The following is a 15,256-nucleotide window of genomic DNA, read 5'->3' as shown; positions in this document are numbered from 1 at the left end:
TATCAATCCCGTTGCTAATTTTAGTAACGGGATTTTTTTTGCATGAAAGCCACCGATTGCATTGATTATAAAAGATTTTATCTAATGGTAATCCTTTTAAATCCATGAAATCCGTGGCAAAAAATAAATTATGAATATTCTCTTTTTTTTACAATACGATTGCTATTAGAAATATAAATTCTAAATTTGTACAAACAACACACTATGAGTCAAAAAGTTTTGCTCACTTCAAAAGAAGTACACATTATCTTGCATCGATTAGCTTGCCAACTAATTGAAAATCATTTAGATTTTTCCAATACCGTTTTAATAGGATTACAACCAAGAGGTAAATATTTAGCGCAAAGAATCAAGCAAATTTTAGAATTGGATTACAATATTTCCAACATTCAATTAGGGTTTTTAGATATTACGTTCTTTCGAGATGATTTCAGAAGAGGCGAAAAACCATTGGAAGCTAACAAAACCCAGATAGATTTCTTAGTTGAAGATAAAAAAGTAGTTTTTATTGACGACGTTTTATATACCGGAAGAAGTATCAATGCCGCTTTAACTGCAATACAATCTTTCGGAAGACCTTCAGAAGTAGAACTTTTAACGCTAATCGACAGAAGATTCAGTCGCCATTTACCCATTCAACCTGATTATAGAGGAAGACAAGTGGATGCTATAAACAATGAGAAAGTAATTGTTAAATGGCAAGAAAATGATGGAGAAGACGCGGTATATCTGGTTACAAAATAAACAACAACAAACACACAACTACATATAAATGAAAGAATTATCAGTAAATCATTTAATCGGAATAAAATATATTACCAAACAAGATATTGATTTAATTTTCGAAACGGCAGACCATTTCAAAGAAGTTATCAATCGTCCAATCAAAAAAGTACCATCATTACGAGATGTTACGATTGCCAATATTTTCTTTGAAAACAGTACAAGAACCAAATTATCTTTCGAATTAGCTCAAAAACGACTTTCAGCTGATGTTATTAGTTTTTCTGCAGCACAATCTTCGGTTAAAAAAGGAGAAACTTTGATTGATACGGTAAACAACATTTTATCTATGAAAGTAGATATGGTGGTAATGCGTCACAGCAGCCCGGGAGCCGCTCATTTCTTATCACAAAATATTGGAGCAAGTGTTGTAAATGCTGGAGATGGCGCTCATGAACACCCAACACAAGCCATATTAGATAGTTTTACAATTAGAGAAAAATTAGGCGATGTTGGTGGAAAGAAAATCGTAATCGTAGGTGATATTTTACATTCAAGAGTAGCGTTGTCCAATATCTTCGCTTTACAAATGCAAGGCGCCGAAGTAAAAGTATGCGGACCAAAAACATTGATTCCAAAATACATTGAATCACTTGGCGTAATAGTGGAACCAAATCTTCGTAAAGCCTTAGAATGGGCAGATGTTGCGAATATGTTACGTGTGCAAAACGAACGCTTAGATGTGAGTTATTTTCCTACGACTAGAGAATACACGCAACAATACGGTGTAACCAAAGAATTATTAGATTCGCTAAACAAAGAAATCGTAATCATGCACCCAGGACCAATTAATAGAGGAGTAGAGATTACTTCTGATGTTGCAGATTCACAACAATCGGTGATTTTGGAGCAAGTGGAAAACGGTGTTGCAGTACGAATGGCAGTGATTTATTTATTGGCAAGTAAGATTAAAAATTAGTATCTTAGCATAAAATCAGAAATTCAACAAATGAAAGTCGATCAAAAAGGACATACTACTATCATTAAAGATACACAAAATAATCTAGAAGCTTTTGTGGAAAAGGTAATCAATGAATATCATGCGTTTCAAAATCAAAACTTGATTTTAGATGTTTCGCATGATAAAGCCATTTCAAATGCCGATTTAGCGCATTTTAAAGACTTGGCCAAAAACCACAAAAAGGCAAAAAAATCAATGATTATAGTTACAGACACGGTTGATTTTAATAAAGTTCCCAATTATTTAAACGTAGTTCCTTCCGTTTTAGAAGCCCACGATATGATTGAAATGGACGAAATTGAACGCGATTTAGGATTTTAATAAAAGTTTACAGTCTCAGTTTACAGTATTCAGTAACTGCGACTGAAAACTGCGACTGAACACTAAAAAATGAAACTACAAATACTCGGTTGTTACGCAGCCACTCCTAGAACCATTACGAATCCTACCTCACAAGTTTTAGACATAAAAAATCATATGTTTTTAATCGATTGTGGTGAAGGAACACAAGTGCAATTGCGCAAGCATAAAATCAAGTTCTCCCGAATTAATCATATTTTTATTTCGCATTTACACGGCGACCATTTTTATGGATTAATAGGTTTAATTTCAACGTTTATGTTGTTAAATCGAGAAAACGATTTACATGTTTATGGTCCAAAAGGAATCAAAGAAATTATTTTATTGCAATTGCGAGCTTCGGGTTCGTTTACGGGTTATAATTTGTATTTCCACGAATTAGAATCGAAAGAAAGCGAAGTTATTTTTGAAGACGAAACCGTAATTGTGAAAACAATTCCATTAAATCATCGCGTGTATACGAACGGCTTTTTGTTTCAAGAAAAGTTAGGAAAACGCCATTTGAATATCGAAGCCGTTGCGAAATATAAAATTGAAAAAGTGTATTTCGATAAAATTAAATCGGGTGGCAATGTTACTTTAGATTCAGGCGAAGTGATTGACAATGAATTGCTTTCGTTTCCGCCAGATAAACCATTGAGTTATGCGTTTTGTAGCGATACTTTGTATGACGAATCTATTGTTCCCATTATCAAAGATGTCGATGTGTTGTACCACGAATCTACTTTCTTAGATTCTGAAGCACAATACACCGAAAAAACCAAACACGCAACCGCAAAAGAAGCGGCTAAAATCGCAAAACTAGCCAATGCTAAAAACTTAATTTTAGGACATTATTCTACACGTTATGGTTCAATTGAGCCTTTTAAAACGGAAGCAGAAACAGTTTTTGAAAATGTACTTTTAGCCGATGACGGCAAAGAATTTGAATTTTAATATGATACAAACTGTAATTTTCGATATGGATGGCGTAATTGTAGATACCGAACCGGTACATCATTTCGCGTATTACCAACATTTTAATGAATTAAACATCGCTGTTTCAGATGAAATGTATCGTTCGTTTACGGGTAATTCTACTCGAAATATCTTTCAGAAATTAAAAGCACAGTTCGATTTACAAGAAGATGTGGAACATTTAATCTTAAGAAAACGTCATTTATTTAATGAAGCTTTCGATTTGAAAGAAGATTTGTATTTGATTGATGGAGTAGAAGATTTAATTAAAGATTTGCATGCAAACGGAATTCAGCTAATTGTAGCTTCTTCAGCTTCAAAAGTTACGATTCATCGCGTTTTTACGCGTTTTAATTTACATCAATATTTCACTCATATTGTTTCAGGTGAAGATTTTCCAAAGTCGAAACCGCATCCTGCAATTTTTGAACATGCCGCGAGTTTATCGATTGCTCCAAAAGAAAATTGTATTGTAATTGAAGATAGTACCAACGGAATTCAAGCCGCAGTTTCAGCCGGAATTTATTGTGTAGGTTATGATAGTTTTCATTCGAAAGACCAAGATTTATCTAAAGCTAATGTAGTTATTCGACACTTTAACGAATTGAATTTTGAGAAAGTTCGTGATTTAAACTAACTCATTTCTTGATCGTGCAGCGTATGTTTCGCTAAAATACGCTTACTATCTTTTTTAACCGATTCATTTTTTCGCATCGACCAAAAGAAATCACTGGAAAACTTTCTTGCTTCCTCCAAATTTACAATAGGATTTGGATAATCGCGTCCTAATTCAAAACCGTACAACATGGATTCTATTGGAGTCAATTTCCAAGGTTCGTGAATGAATTCGGTTGGTATATTGGCTAATTCTGGAACCCATTTTTTGATAAAATTTCCATCTTCATCATGTTCGTAAGAATTTTTCACCGGATTATAAACCCTTAATGTATTGATTCCTGTAACGCCAGCTTGCATCTGAATTTGAGGATAGTGAATTCCTGGTTCAAAATCTAAAAATTGTTGGGCCAAATGCTGACTACAATTTTGCCAAGGTTGGAACAAATGATGCGTATAAAACGATACCACCAAAGCACGCATTCTAAAATTCAAATATCCGGTTGTATTCAAACAGCGCATGCAAGCGTCAACTAACGGAACGCCCGTTTTTCCAGTAATCCAAGCCTTGTGATATTTTTCGTTAATTCTTTGATTCAAATTGCGATAGCCTTTATTTACAGCGATGAATTCCATTGAACATTCCATTTCAAATTTTTGTATGAAATGCGCTTGCCAACGCAAACGTGAAGCAAAATTGGAAATCTGACGCATAAATTTTCCTTGCTGATGCAATTCCCAAGCTTTGGTATACACTTGTCTCACCGATAAATTTCCCCAAGCAATATAAGGCGATAATCGACTACAACCTTTTCTAGCTAATTCTGGTTTTGAAATATGACTGCTGTAATTTTGAACGCGATCTTCAAAAAAAGATTTCATGTAGCGTAAAGCCGTTGGAACGCCACCTTTCTGAAAACTGGGATTGTGAACCGTTTGAATTGATGGAATTTCGAAATGATTTTCTAATTCTTCAATTTCAATGTATTTGACAAAGCTTCTAGGCGTTGGATTGAAAGGTAGGCAATCTTTATCCATAAAGTCATACCAATCTTCTTTCCACGTTTTTCTATTTTTTATTCCACGAATAACGCCGTTTGTGATGTATTCATTCCAAATAATTCCCTTTTCTTTCAGGAATTCAGCCACTGCTAAATCTCTATCAAAAGTCAATTGAATTCCAGTTTCTTGATGCGAATAAACGGCTCTGATGGAAATAAGTTTCGATAGTTTTTCAAAAACTGTTACAGCTTCACCTTGAACAATTAAAATTTGGGTATGATATTTTTGTAATTCTTTTTGAAGCGCTTCTAAAGACTGTTTTATAAAATCAAAATGACGCTGACTGTAATGATAATCTTTCATCAACGATGGTTCGAAAATGTAAAGCAATAAAGTCTTCTCAGAAGTCGATAAGGCTTCATGTAAGGCTTCATGATCGTGCAAACGCAAATCTCTCTTGAACCAAACAATTTTCATTTTTTTTTCGTTTTATAGTGTTTAGGGCAACGCTATTTTATCCAACTGCTTCTTTGTAAACTTTAAGGCATTTTTCTCGCGCTTCTTTGTGGTCTACAATAGGTTTTGGATAATATTGAGTTTCCAATTCGGGAACCCATTTTTTGATGTATTTTAAGTCTTTATCAAACTTCTTGATTTGTTCTGTGGGATTAAAAATTCGGAAATAAGGTGCAGCATCAACACCAGAACCTGCAGCCCATTGCCAATTCCCAACGTTACTCGCCATTTCATAATCCAAAAGATTTTGAGCAAAATAGGCTTCACCCCAGCGCCAATCAATTAATAAGTGTTTACATAGAAAACTAGCTACAATCATACGAACACGATTGTGCATGTGACCGGTTTTGTTCAATTCACGCATTCCAGCATCAACGAAAGGGTAACCTGTTTTTCCTTGACACCATTTTTTGAATTTTTCTTCGTTATTTTCCCATTGAATAGCATCATATTTTTCTTTGAAACTTTTGTTAGATGTATGCGGAAAATGCCATAAAATTTGCATGAAGAATTCGCGCCAAATCAATTCGTTCCAAAAGGTTTCGTTCTTTTCAGCAATAGCTTTTCCAATCATTTTTCGAATGGAAACAGCTCCAAATCTGAGATAAATTCCCAAATAGGAGGTTTTGTTTAAAGCAGGAAAATTTCGAGTAGCTTCGTAATTCTGAATTAAACTTTCCGAAACATCATAAGGCGTAACTTTGATTTCTGATTTTTCAAAACCAATATCAGCCAATGTTAAAAAAGGGTAGGAGTGATTAGCTATTTTAACCAATTTTTCTTCGGAAGGATAATGAACTAATTTTATTTTTTTGAAATTTTCTTTCCACTTTTTCGAATAAGGCGTGTAGACTACATACGGACTTCCATCGTCTTTAACGACTTCGCTTTTTTCAAATATTACTTGATCTTTTGAGGTTAAAAACGAAATTCCTTTACTTACAAATAACTGATTCATTTCCTTATCACGTTTACGAGCGTAAGGTTCGTAGTCGTGATTGGAGTAAACCGACGTAATTTTATTTTCGGAAATTAGTTTTTCGAAAATTTCAATAGGTTTGCCATGAAAAACCGCTAATGATTTTCCATGCTTCTTCAATTCCGATTGAATTTTCTCTAATTGTTCATGAATAAAAGTAACGCGAGCATCATTTTTTGGTAATTCAGACAGAATATTTTCATCAAAAATAAAAATGGGCAAGACTTCTTCATTACTATTTAAAGCATGAAAAAATCCTACGTTGTCATCTATTCTTAAATCGCGTCTAAACCAAAAGATGTTCATGTTTGTTTAATTGTTTAAAGTTTCAGGTTTCAAGTTTCAAGTTTCAGGTTTGATTTTTGAACTTGAAATTGAACTTGCTCTTGAACTAGTTATCCGTTTACTAATAATGTTGACATTCCGCCATCAACGTGAAATATCTGTCCAGAAACCCAACTGCTTTTATCACTTAATAAAAAAGTTGCCATTTGTGCACTGTCTTCTGGTTTTCCAAATCGTTTTAATGGATGACGTTCGGCTGATTTTTCTTGTTTGGTTTCGTTGTTTAAGAATTTATCGGCTAAAGGTGTATCGGTTAATGACGGAGCAATTACGTTTACTCTGATTTTTGGTGCATATTCTGCTGCTAAAGCTTTTGCAAAACCTTCTATTGCTCCTTTTGAAGCGGCAACGCTAGTATGAAATGGCATTCCCATGGTAGCAGCTACACTACTAAAAGCAACTATACTCGCTTGTTCCGATGCTAATAGATTTGGCAAAACCGATTGAATTACTTTTACCAAACTTAAGAAATTAATTTGTAAATCGGATTCAAAAGCTTCTGGTTTTAGTCCTTTGAAAGGTCTTAAATTAATGCTTCCTGGACAATATACTAGACCATCAATTACATTTGGTAATTTAGATGTATCAATGGTGTCATTTGTTGCGTCAAATGCAATGTGAGTTGCTTTAACATCGGCTAAATTTTCATTACTTCTTGAAGCAATATAAACGTTATTTTCAAATTGTAGTTCTTTTGCTATGGCTAATCCAATTCCGTAAGAACCACCTATTAATAATATGTTTTTCATGATGTTATCCTTTAAATTCTCCAAACAATTCGATTAATTTTTTTCTTCGGTATTCAAATATCTCATCTAGTTTAGGTTTCACTAAAATAGGATGAACGAGTTGACCTAAAATACCCATAGGCACTTTATAATCTACAATATCTTCCATTTCAACTCCACCTGGGATTTCTTTGATGAAATGTTTATGATGCCATAGTGCATAGGGACCAAAACGTTGCTCATCTACAAAATACTGTTTGTCTACCACGTGAGTTATTTCTGTAACCCATTTAGTTGGAATTCCTAGAACAGGAGTTACAATATATTGTATGATTTGACCTGGAAACATAGGTCTATCTGCTCCTGAAAGAATTTTGAATCCCATGTAATCGGGTGTTATAAGTTGTAAATTCTTTGGATCAGATAAAAGTTCCCAAGCTTTGTCAATGCTGATTGGTAAATTTTGTTTGGTATGTAAACGGTAGATTTTCATTTTCTATTTTTTTGTAAAATTACAAAATTGTTTAAACTTTATTTGTTTTTATTAAACAAAATTAAATCATTTAAGTATAAATTAACATTTGATTTCATGACAATTTGTAAATTTGGAAATCAAAAACATAACCTATGAGAAAAATTATTGTAATGTTGGCTGTAGTATTAGCCAATTTTATGGTTGAGGCTCAAGTAAAAACACCTCAATCAAGTCCATTAGCAAAAGTTGAACAAGTTGTTGGACTAACAACTGTACAAGTAGAATACTCTAGACCGAGTGCAAAAGGAAGAACTGTTTATGGAGATTTAGTTCCTTTTGGAAAATTATGGAGAACAGGAGCTAATGCTAATACCACTATTTCATTTAGCGAAGATGTAAAAGTAGCAGGTAAAGACCTTAAAAAAGGTAAGTATGCATTATTTACAACTCCAAAAGCGGATAGTTGGGATGTAGTTTTCTATACTGATACAAACAATTGGGGTTTACCAGAGAAATGGGATGATGCAAAAGTTGCATTAAAAGTTACGGTTAAGCCAGAAACATTAAATAAATCAATTGAATCATTTTCAATTTTCTTAAACAATTTGACAAATGATACAGGTGTTATCGAGTTGTCTTGGGAAAGAACAATGGTAAGTATTCCATTTTCAGTTCCAACACAAGAAATGGCGATGAAGAGTATTGAAAAAGCATTGTCAGGCCCTTCGGCTGCTGATTATTTTTCTTCGGCTCAATATTATTATCAATCAAATGGTGATTTAAACAAAGCGTTAACTTGGGTTAACAATGCTATTTCAAATTCACCAAAAGATAGAGATACACCATTTTGGTACTTGAGATTAAAATCATTAATTCAAGCTAAATTGGGTGACAAAAAAGGAGCTATTGCTACTGCAAAAGAATCTTTAGCTTTATCAGTTAAAGCAGGAAACGCCGACTATGAAAAAATGAACAAAGACAGCATTGCTGAATGGTCAAAATAAGAGTTAAGAATTAATTCAAATAAAAAGTTCCAAATTAATTTGGGACTTTTTTTATGTGTTATATGTCAGTTTTATTGAATGTTCTCTGAAGTAAATAAGAAATACTGATTGTTAGTAAAGCACCAATAAAATTCAACCATAAATAACTCACTACATCTAAATAGAAAATATAAAATATGGCTAGCTGACTAATACAAGCTCCAATAAAAACCGCTTTTCCTTTGATATACTTGATATAAAATCCAATCAAGAAAATTCCTAAAACCGTTCCGTAGAAAATCGAACCAATGATATTTACTAATTGAATTAAATTTTCGAATAACGAACTTATACAAGCAAATCCAATTGCTACAACTCCCCAAAATACCGTGAAATATTGTGTAGCTACTACATAATGTTTATCGGATTTATTGCTTACATTTCTTTTGTAGATGTCAATAGCTGAAGTAGCACCAAGTGAATTCAAGCCAGAAGCACTTGATGACATAGCTGCACTGAAAATTACAGCTAACAATAATCCTAAAAGACCTTTTGGTAAGTAATTTAGAATAAAGTAAAGGAAAACATAATCTTTGTCATTGGTTTCTGTTTTTCCATCTGCTTTTTTAATTACTTCTTTGGCGTCTTCTCGTAAATCTTTCTCTTTTAAAGAAAGCGCTACCATTTGTTTTTTCAGAATTGGATTATCGAATTCATTGTGTTTTAATTGTTCAATGTAAATTTGATTCACAATTTTTTTATCTGTGTTGATTTGGGTTAACTTTTGTTCTAAATTTTCATAATCGGCTTTATATTCCGAAGCTTTTACTTTTTCAACATTTGTTGGATTGAAATGAAGTGGTGCATCGTTAAATTGAAAGAAAACAAAAACCAAAACTCCAGTTAAAAGAATGAAAAATTGCATCGGAACTTTTAAAATTCCGTTCATGATTAATCCCATTTGGCTTTCTTTAACCGATTTTCCTGATAAGTAGCGACCAACTTGAGATTGATCGGTACCAAAATAAGAAAGCATTAAAAAGAATCCACCAGTTATTCCGCTCCAGAACGTGTAACGTGTTTCAGGATTGTAAGAGAAATCTAGAATATCCATTTTTCCATTAGCACCAGCCAAATGAAGAACATTTGAGAAATCTACTTCGTGTGGTAAATTCGTTAAAATGTAAAAGAAAATAATAAACATTCCCGACATAATCACGAACATCTGTTGTTTTTGGGTAACGTTAACGGCTTTAGTTCCACCTGTTACGGTGTAAACGATTACTAAAATACCAATAATGATATTCAGCATATTCAAGTTCCAACCCAATAAAGCCGATAAAATAATAGAAGGAGCATAAATCGTAATTCCGGTTCCTAATCCTCTTTGAATTAGGAATAAAATAGCGGCTAATGTTCTAGTTTCAATGTTGAATCGTTGTTCTAAATATTCGTAGGCCGTATACACTTTCAAGCGATGGTAAATCGGAATAAAAGTATACGCAATAACAATCATGGCTAATGGAAGTCCGAAATAGAATTGTACAAATCCCATTCCGTCATGATAAGCTTGCCCTGGCGTTGATAAAAAGGTAATCGCGCTGGCTTGTGTTGCCATAACCGAAACTCCAACGGTAAACCAAGGCGTTTCGTTGTTATCTAATAAATAGTCTTTTACATTGGCACTTCCTTTGGTTTTTAGGATTCCGTAAATGACGATAAACGATAAAGTGACTGATAAAACTATCCAATCTAAATTTTCCATAATTAGGTATAAATTTCTTTTAATAAATAGAAAATCAAAATGTAGATAGCATTCAAAATCAGTACAATGCTATAACTTTTTTTCCATCGATGTTTTTCTTCCATTACTTATCTAATGCAATTAAATTAGCCAATAATCTATATGCGCCACTTACGCCTTCTGGAAGTTCTCTAAAGAAACTTAATCCGGTGTAAATGTAATTTCCTTTTCCATGTTTTGCGATTAATAATCCGCCTTTTTTTGGCGTTTCACCTTCGTCATTAGAAGCTAAAATAGGAATAAATTCTGAACTCCATTCGTTAGGATAATACAATCCTTGCTCTTGAACCCAACCTGTGAAATCTTTTTCTGAAATTTTGTTTGGTTGATTTAGTACTTTGTGATTCGGTGCTAAGAAAGTAACTTTTGCATTTTCATCGGTTACACGATCTCTTGAAAGTTTTAAATTGTATGGTGCTATTTCTTTGGTAACCAAATTGTTAGTAGTGTTGTACTGAATTATTAAATTACCACCTTTTTCTACATATTCAAATAATATTTTATTCTTGTATTTTAATTCATCAATTACATTAAACGCTCGAATTCCCAAAATTACAGCATCAAATTGTTGTAGTTTTTCTATTGAAATTTCGTTCGGATTGATTGTTGAAACTTTAAATCCAAGATTTTCTAAATTCTTGTTTACCTCATCGCCTGCGCCCATAATGTAACCAATATTTTTGCCTTTAGTTTCTATGTCTAATTTTACTAATTTAGATTCAGAAGGCACTAAAATGGTTTGTTTTGGAATGTGTGGATATTGAATCGTAATTAATTTATCAGTAAATGTTTGATTACCAATTTGAGCTTTTGCACTCAACTTTGTAGCAATTTCGGGTTTTGTTGGATAAAGTGTGAATGTGAATTTTCTCTCTTCGTTTTTGGTGGTAATTTCAAATGGAATTTCTTTTGGATTTACTTTCCAATCCGTTGGAATATTTAATGATAAAACGCCTTTTGCATTGGCTTTATGAGCTTTTACTGAAACCGTTATTTCTTTAGATTGGGTTCCGTTAAAAATTATAACTTCAGGTTCAATTTTAGTAGTAACATCAGGTAAAACGGTAAAAGGAACATAAGTTTCTCCGTCATCTGGATTATTAAATTTATAGCAAATATTCTTAACGAATTCAATTGTTTTCCCTTCAATTTCGATGGTGAAAACAACTGGAAAATTTGATGAAACTTCAGGTAAAATTCGAATAGATTTATCCGAAACACGATACATTCCTTCGGTTTGTTGTTCTTTTAACCAGAATAAGTTGGAATAATCAACATTTTCGCCAATTATTACATTCTTAAATTGAAAACTTTTTTTTTCATTATTTTTTAAAACAGCATTTTTTGTTTCTAACGGAAGTTGCAAGGCTTTCACTGAAATCAATTTTGCATTCGATTGACTTCTGTTAATTACTTCAATATTGATGTTGAAATTACTATCTTTTGTTGTGGTTTCAGTATCTGCAACCGCTTCCATGAATAAACCGCTACACGCTTCAATAATCTTAATAATTTGTTTTGATTTGATTTCTTTCCAATGAGCATCTTCTAATTTTTGAATCAAATCATACGCTTTAATCAAATTCGGAATATGAACTGACGGATTTCCAAAGTTGAAATTCTTCTCAATCTCGTAAAGAATTTTTCCAATTTCATTTCCACCTTTTACTCGATTCCATGAGGTATCAATCCCTTCAAAAAGATTGGTATTACTTGGTAAATCACCTTTTAAAAGTTCTAAATATTCGATTTCGTCACCACGACTTCCAAGTGTTCCAAAACCTTGACATTTGTGTTGACTTCGGCTCAAAGCAGCAATTTCGTTGTTACTTTTTCCTTTTAACGGATAATAAACATTGGAATTTATCGCTAATAATTTTGATTTATCAGCAGCATCAAACGCTTCCTGACTTCCGTAAAACCACCAAGAAGTATTGAAAAAAATGCGTTTTGGTTTATATTTCACCAAATCATACGCTTCTAAACTCAACATAGCCGAAGCGGTATGATGTCCGTGCGTAGTTCCTGGAGTGTTGTGACTAAAACGATTTACTATAATATCAGGACGAAACGTTTCAATTACTTGAATAACATCTTCCATCACTTCATTTTTGTTCCAAATGGAAAAGGTTTCATTCGGTTCTTTTGAAAATCCGAAGTCGTTAGCGCGCGTAAAGAACTGCTCGCCACCATCAATTCTTCTTGCTGCTAATAATTCTTGCGTTCTTATGGCTCCAAGTTTTTCCCTCAATTCAGTTCCAATTAAATTTTGTCCGCCATCACCACGAGTTAACGATAAATAAGCGGTTTGTGCGTGGTAATGATTTGAAAAATAGGTGATAAGTTTTGTGTTTTCATCATCAGGATGTGCGGCAACATACAATACTTTTCCTAAGAAATTTAGTTTTTGAACTTGCTCGTATATTTCAACTGAATTCAGTTTTTGTGGCGCTTGAGCGTATGTTATTATAGAAATTAAGAATATAAAAATTGAAGTAAAGCTTCTGTTCATTACAATGGTTTTGTTTCAAAAATAAGGAAATAAAAAAAAGGAAGTTTTAATCGCTTCCTTTTTAACAGTTTTTTATAAGTTGATTTAATCAAAAAACTCTTTTTCTTCTAAAGGTTTATTTACAACAGAAATTCCTTTTTGCATCAATAAATTGTTTGGATAAGTAACCATTTCACCATCGCTAGTTTTTAGTACAACGTAAAATGCTTTAATATCCTCAATTTCGCCTTCTATTGGATATTCTTTATCGTGAATCTTAATTTTATCACCAATTTTAAAGGGATAAGAAAAAAATAAAATAATTCCTGCCGTAATGTTACTCAAAATCGACCATTGGGCAAACGAAGCTACACCAACCACTGCAAAAACTGAAGATATGAAAAGTAAAATTTGGTCTTTTTTAACTCCCCAAATGATAGTTATGGATATTATGGCTAAAATTCCAAGAAGTAAATTTATGTATTTGATAATCAAATTTGTACGATGTTCTAAAACTTCATTTAATCGGGCGAAACGCGTAACAATTTTAGCAATGCTAATTCGTAAAATAACATAAAGTAGTAGCACAACAAGTGTTGCAATTTCTTCGTGTAAATACGGATTATCAATAAATTTAAGCATAATTCATTAATTTTTGAAATAATATTTCTGTTGGTAATCCTACCACATTCGTATACGAACCTTCAATTTTTGAAATACCGATTAAACCAATCCAATCTTGAATTCCGTAGCTTCCAGCTTTGTCAAAAGGTTGGTAATTATCAAGATAATATCTGATTGCTTCATCCGATAAATTAGCAAAAGTAACTTTGGTCACACAATGAAAAACTTCTGTTTTGTCAATCGATTTCAAGCAAACAGATGTAATCACTTCATGTGTTTGATTCGCTAATTGTTGTAACATTTTAAACGCATCGTCATAATCTTTTGGTTTACCCAAAGCTTTTCCGTTTAGCCAAACAATAGTGTCACTCGTAACTAAAACATCGTTTTCTTTTAGTTCGTTTTCGAAGGCACTTGCTTTTAATTCGGCTAAGAAATTGGTGATTTCTTCCGCTTGTAAATGCTCTGGATAGATTTCTTCAATTTCTTTTAAGCGAATGGTGTAATGCAAATCCATTTCCTTAAAAAACTGCTGTCTTCTGGGCGAACCCGAAGCTAAAATGATGTTGATTTTATTTAATTTCTCTTTAAGCATTAGCTAATTTTAAATTGAAAACGATAACAGCAATCGATAAAATTCCGAAAAACAATATGATTTTCAAAACCAAACTCAAATGATGGAATTCTTTTTTAGTTGCAGCATTTAGTAATTTTACTCCGAAATAAATTAGTGGGCCAACAATTAAAATCATCGCATAATACACTACGTAATCCAATTCGAATAAATTAGAATTAACATAATACGCTAAAACTCCAATTGAAAGTACGGTTAAAACTCCAACAATAATCTTCGTTTTTTTAATTCCGATGGCAATAGGTAAGGAGTTAATTCCCGATTGATAATCGCCATCCATATCTTCCATGTCTTTTACAATTTCACGAATTAAATTAATGATAAAAGCAAAAATCGCATAATGCATTAAAATATCAAAGGCTTCTTTCATTCGGAAACGATTATCAACATCAATTGCTGGTAAAATATCAAATAATCCAATGATGATAATACTAGTGGAAAGCATCAAAGCTACTACCACATTTCCAAGAACTGGAATTTGTTTAAAACTCGTAGCATACATATAAAGTAAAGTCGCCACCAAAATAAACATCGAAGCGAAAGTAGGTTTGTAAATTACATTAGAAAGATAAAACCCAATTCCAACTCCCACAATCGTCAAACCAATGTACCAATTATAAGCCACCGTTTCCGAAATAGAAACCCCAACTACTCGGTTTTGTGGTTTTGCAATTTCATCGGTATCTTGATCCATAATATTATTGATGACATAACCACCTGCTGCTATACAAACAGTTGCAATGACTAATAAAATATAATTAATATCGGTTAAGGCTAAATCTACATACGATTGTGCTAAAAATAAATAACGAAACACCAATTGCATGAAGACAAGCATTAATAAATTTTGGTATCGAATTAGTTTTAGGTATTTCATGTTTTTTTTTGTTACGAGTTTCAGGTTTTTACACAGAGCTTCACCGAGTTTTTTTTGATTTGGATTTTATTGAAAGAGGCACACAGAGATGTTTCACTTGTTTATTTTACATTTAAAACTTC

The 15,256-nt window shown here is 32.7% G+C and carries 15 protein-coding genes; 6 read left to right on the top strand and 9 right to left on the bottom strand.

Going from position 1 to position 15,256, the window contains the following annotated elements:
* Positions 1-204: 204 nt before the first annotated feature.
* The 5 genes from pyrR (at position 205) to ACE3PD_RS04445 (ending at position 3,698) form a co-directional block, all read left to right on the top strand.
* Positions 205-744: a bifunctional pyr operon transcriptional regulator/uracil phosphoribosyltransferase PyrR gene (gene pyrR / locus ACE3PD_RS04465; RefSeq protein WP_374399922.1), complete on the top strand. Its 540-nt coding sequence runs from the start codon at positions 205-207 to the stop codon at positions 742-744.
* A gap of 28 nt (positions 745-772) precedes the next feature.
* A complete protein-coding gene (locus tag ACE3PD_RS04460; RefSeq protein ID WP_374399920.1) occupies positions 773-1,702 on the top strand; it encodes an aspartate carbamoyltransferase catalytic subunit in 930 nt (309 codons plus the stop codon).
* Positions 1,703-1,732: 30 nt separating this feature from the next.
* Complete coding sequence (locus tag ACE3PD_RS04455; protein ID WP_374399919.1) at positions 1,733-2,065, top strand: ribonuclease Z; 333 nt, start codon at positions 1,733-1,735, stop codon at positions 2,063-2,065.
* Between the two features lie 69 nt (positions 2,066-2,134).
* Positions 2,135-3,040 (top strand): ribonuclease Z, encoded by a 906-nt coding sequence (locus tag ACE3PD_RS04450; protein WP_374399917.1) that lies wholly within the window; start codon positions 2,135-2,137, stop codon positions 3,038-3,040.
* A 1-nt stretch (position 3,041) separates the two neighbouring features.
* Positions 3,042-3,698 (top strand): HAD family hydrolase, encoded by a 657-nt coding sequence (locus ACE3PD_RS04445; RefSeq protein ID WP_374399915.1) that lies wholly within the window; start codon positions 3,042-3,044, stop codon positions 3,696-3,698.
* Here ACE3PD_RS04445 and ACE3PD_RS04440 read toward each other — a convergent pair.
* The 4 genes from ACE3PD_RS04440 to ACE3PD_RS04425 form a co-directional block, all read right to left on the bottom strand.
* On the bottom strand, positions 3,695-5,155 hold the full coding sequence (locus ACE3PD_RS04440; RefSeq protein WP_374399913.1) for an FAD-binding domain-containing protein: 1,461 nt from the start codon (positions 5,153-5,155) through the stop codon (positions 3,695-3,697). The two genes, ACE3PD_RS04445 and ACE3PD_RS04440, sit on opposite strands and share 4 nt — an antisense overlap.
* 37 nt (positions 5,156-5,192) lie before the next feature.
* A complete protein-coding gene (locus ACE3PD_RS04435; RefSeq protein WP_374399911.1) occupies positions 5,193-6,479 on the bottom strand; it encodes a deoxyribodipyrimidine photo-lyase in 1,287 nt (428 codons plus the stop codon).
* Between the two features lie 89 nt (positions 6,480-6,568).
* Positions 6,569-7,267, bottom strand: coding sequence for an SDR family NAD(P)-dependent oxidoreductase (locus ACE3PD_RS04430; RefSeq protein ID WP_374399909.1), 699 nt, complete (start codon positions 7,265-7,267; stop codon positions 6,569-6,571).
* A 4-nt stretch (positions 7,268-7,271) separates the two neighbouring features.
* The gene (locus ACE3PD_RS04425; protein WP_291107773.1) at positions 7,272-7,739 is read right to left on the bottom strand and encodes an SRPBCC family protein; all 468 of its coding nucleotides are present in this window, start codon (positions 7,737-7,739) and stop codon (positions 7,272-7,274) included.
* 134 nt (positions 7,740-7,873) lie between these two features.
* On the opposite strand from ACE3PD_RS04425, the gene ACE3PD_RS04420 reads away from it, so the two are divergent.
* Positions 7,874-8,725 (top strand): DUF2911 domain-containing protein, encoded by an 852-nt coding sequence (locus tag ACE3PD_RS04420; RefSeq protein ID WP_374399906.1) that lies wholly within the window; start codon positions 7,874-7,876, stop codon positions 8,723-8,725.
* A gap of 58 nt (positions 8,726-8,783) precedes the next feature.
* On the opposite strand, the gene ACE3PD_RS04415 is transcribed toward ACE3PD_RS04420, so the two are convergent.
* The 5 genes from ACE3PD_RS04415 to ACE3PD_RS04395 form a co-directional block, all read right to left on the bottom strand.
* Positions 8,784-10,469: a sodium:solute symporter gene (locus tag ACE3PD_RS04415; RefSeq protein ID WP_374399904.1), complete on the bottom strand. Its 1,686-nt coding sequence runs from the start codon at positions 10,467-10,469 to the stop codon at positions 8,784-8,786.
* Between the two features lie 103 nt (positions 10,470-10,572).
* Positions 10,573-13,020 carry a PIG-L family deacetylase gene (locus ACE3PD_RS04410; RefSeq protein WP_374399902.1) on the bottom strand — a complete coding sequence of 816 codons (2,448 nt, stop codon included), beginning with the start codon at positions 13,018-13,020 and terminating at the stop codon, positions 10,573-10,575.
* Positions 13,021-13,104: 84 nt separating this feature from the next.
* Positions 13,105-13,641, bottom strand: a complete 537-nt coding sequence (locus ACE3PD_RS04405) for a mechanosensitive ion channel domain-containing protein (RefSeq protein WP_374399900.1) — start codon at positions 13,639-13,641, stop codon at positions 13,105-13,107.
* Positions 13,634-14,218: a Maf-like protein gene (locus ACE3PD_RS04400; protein ID WP_374399898.1), complete on the bottom strand. Its 585-nt coding sequence runs from the start codon at positions 14,216-14,218 to the stop codon at positions 13,634-13,636. Before ACE3PD_RS04400 ends, ACE3PD_RS04405 begins: the two co-directional genes overlap by 8 nt.
* Positions 14,211-15,134 carry a geranylgeranylglycerol-phosphate geranylgeranyltransferase gene (locus ACE3PD_RS04395; protein ID WP_374399896.1) on the bottom strand — a complete coding sequence of 308 codons (924 nt, stop codon included), beginning with the start codon at positions 15,132-15,134 and terminating at the stop codon, positions 14,211-14,213. The genes ACE3PD_RS04400 and ACE3PD_RS04395 overlap by 8 nt, the downstream gene beginning before the upstream one ends.
* Positions 15,135-15,256: the final 122 nt, after the last annotated feature.

The sequence above is a fragment of the Flavobacterium sp. genome, assembly GCF_041911335.1.
Taxonomy (GTDB): domain Bacteria; phylum Bacteroidota; class Bacteroidia; order Flavobacteriales; family Flavobacteriaceae; genus Flavobacterium.
The sequence above is the reverse complement of the archived record's forward strand: the minus strand, read 5'-3'. Positions and strand labels throughout refer to the sequence as shown.

Excerpts from the sequence above, each read along its gene's own strand:
- ACE3PD_RS04430 (WP_374399909.1), bottom strand. The coding sequence starts at position 7,267 with ATGAAAAACATATTATTAATAGGTGGTTCTTACGGAATTGGATTAGCC.
- ACE3PD_RS04405 (WP_374399900.1), bottom strand. The coding sequence starts at position 13,641 with ATGCTTAAATTTATTGATAATCCGTATTTACACGAAGAAATTGCAACA.
- ACE3PD_RS04410 (WP_374399902.1), bottom strand. The coding sequence starts at position 13,020 with ATGAACAGAAGCTTTACTTCAATTTTTATATTCTTAATTTCTATAATA.
- ACE3PD_RS04425 (WP_291107773.1), bottom strand. The coding sequence starts at position 7,739 with ATGAAAATCTACCGTTTACATACCAAACAAAATTTACCAATCAGCATT.
- ACE3PD_RS04450 (WP_374399917.1), top strand. The coding sequence starts at position 2,135 with ATGAAACTACAAATACTCGGTTGTTACGCAGCCACTCCTAGAACCATT.
- ACE3PD_RS04445 (WP_374399915.1), top strand. The coding sequence starts at position 3,042 with ATGATACAAACTGTAATTTTCGATATGGATGGCGTAATTGTAGATACC.
- ACE3PD_RS04435 (WP_374399911.1), bottom strand. The coding sequence starts at position 6,479 with ATGAACATCTTTTGGTTTAGACGCGATTTAAGAATAGATGACAACGTA.
- ACE3PD_RS04400 (WP_374399898.1), bottom strand. The coding sequence starts at position 14,218 with ATGCTTAAAGAGAAATTAAATAAAATCAACATCATTTTAGCTTCGGGT.
- pyrR (WP_374399922.1), top strand. The coding sequence starts at position 205 with ATGAGTCAAAAAGTTTTGCTCACTTCAAAAGAAGTACACATTATCTTG.
- ACE3PD_RS04420 (WP_374399906.1), top strand. The coding sequence starts at position 7,874 with ATGAGAAAAATTATTGTAATGTTGGCTGTAGTATTAGCCAATTTTATG.
- ACE3PD_RS04415 (WP_374399904.1), bottom strand. The coding sequence starts at position 10,469 with ATGGAAAATTTAGATTGGATAGTTTTATCAGTCACTTTATCGTTTATC.
- ACE3PD_RS04455 (WP_374399919.1), top strand. The coding sequence starts at position 1,733 with ATGAAAGTCGATCAAAAAGGACATACTACTATCATTAAAGATACACAA.
- ACE3PD_RS04460 (WP_374399920.1), top strand. The coding sequence starts at position 773 with ATGAAAGAATTATCAGTAAATCATTTAATCGGAATAAAATATATTACC.
- ACE3PD_RS04395 (WP_374399896.1), bottom strand. The coding sequence starts at position 15,134 with ATGAAATACCTAAAACTAATTCGATACCAAAATTTATTAATGCTTGTC.
- ACE3PD_RS04440 (WP_374399913.1), bottom strand. The coding sequence starts at position 5,155 with ATGAAAATTGTTTGGTTCAAGAGAGATTTGCGTTTGCACGATCATGAA.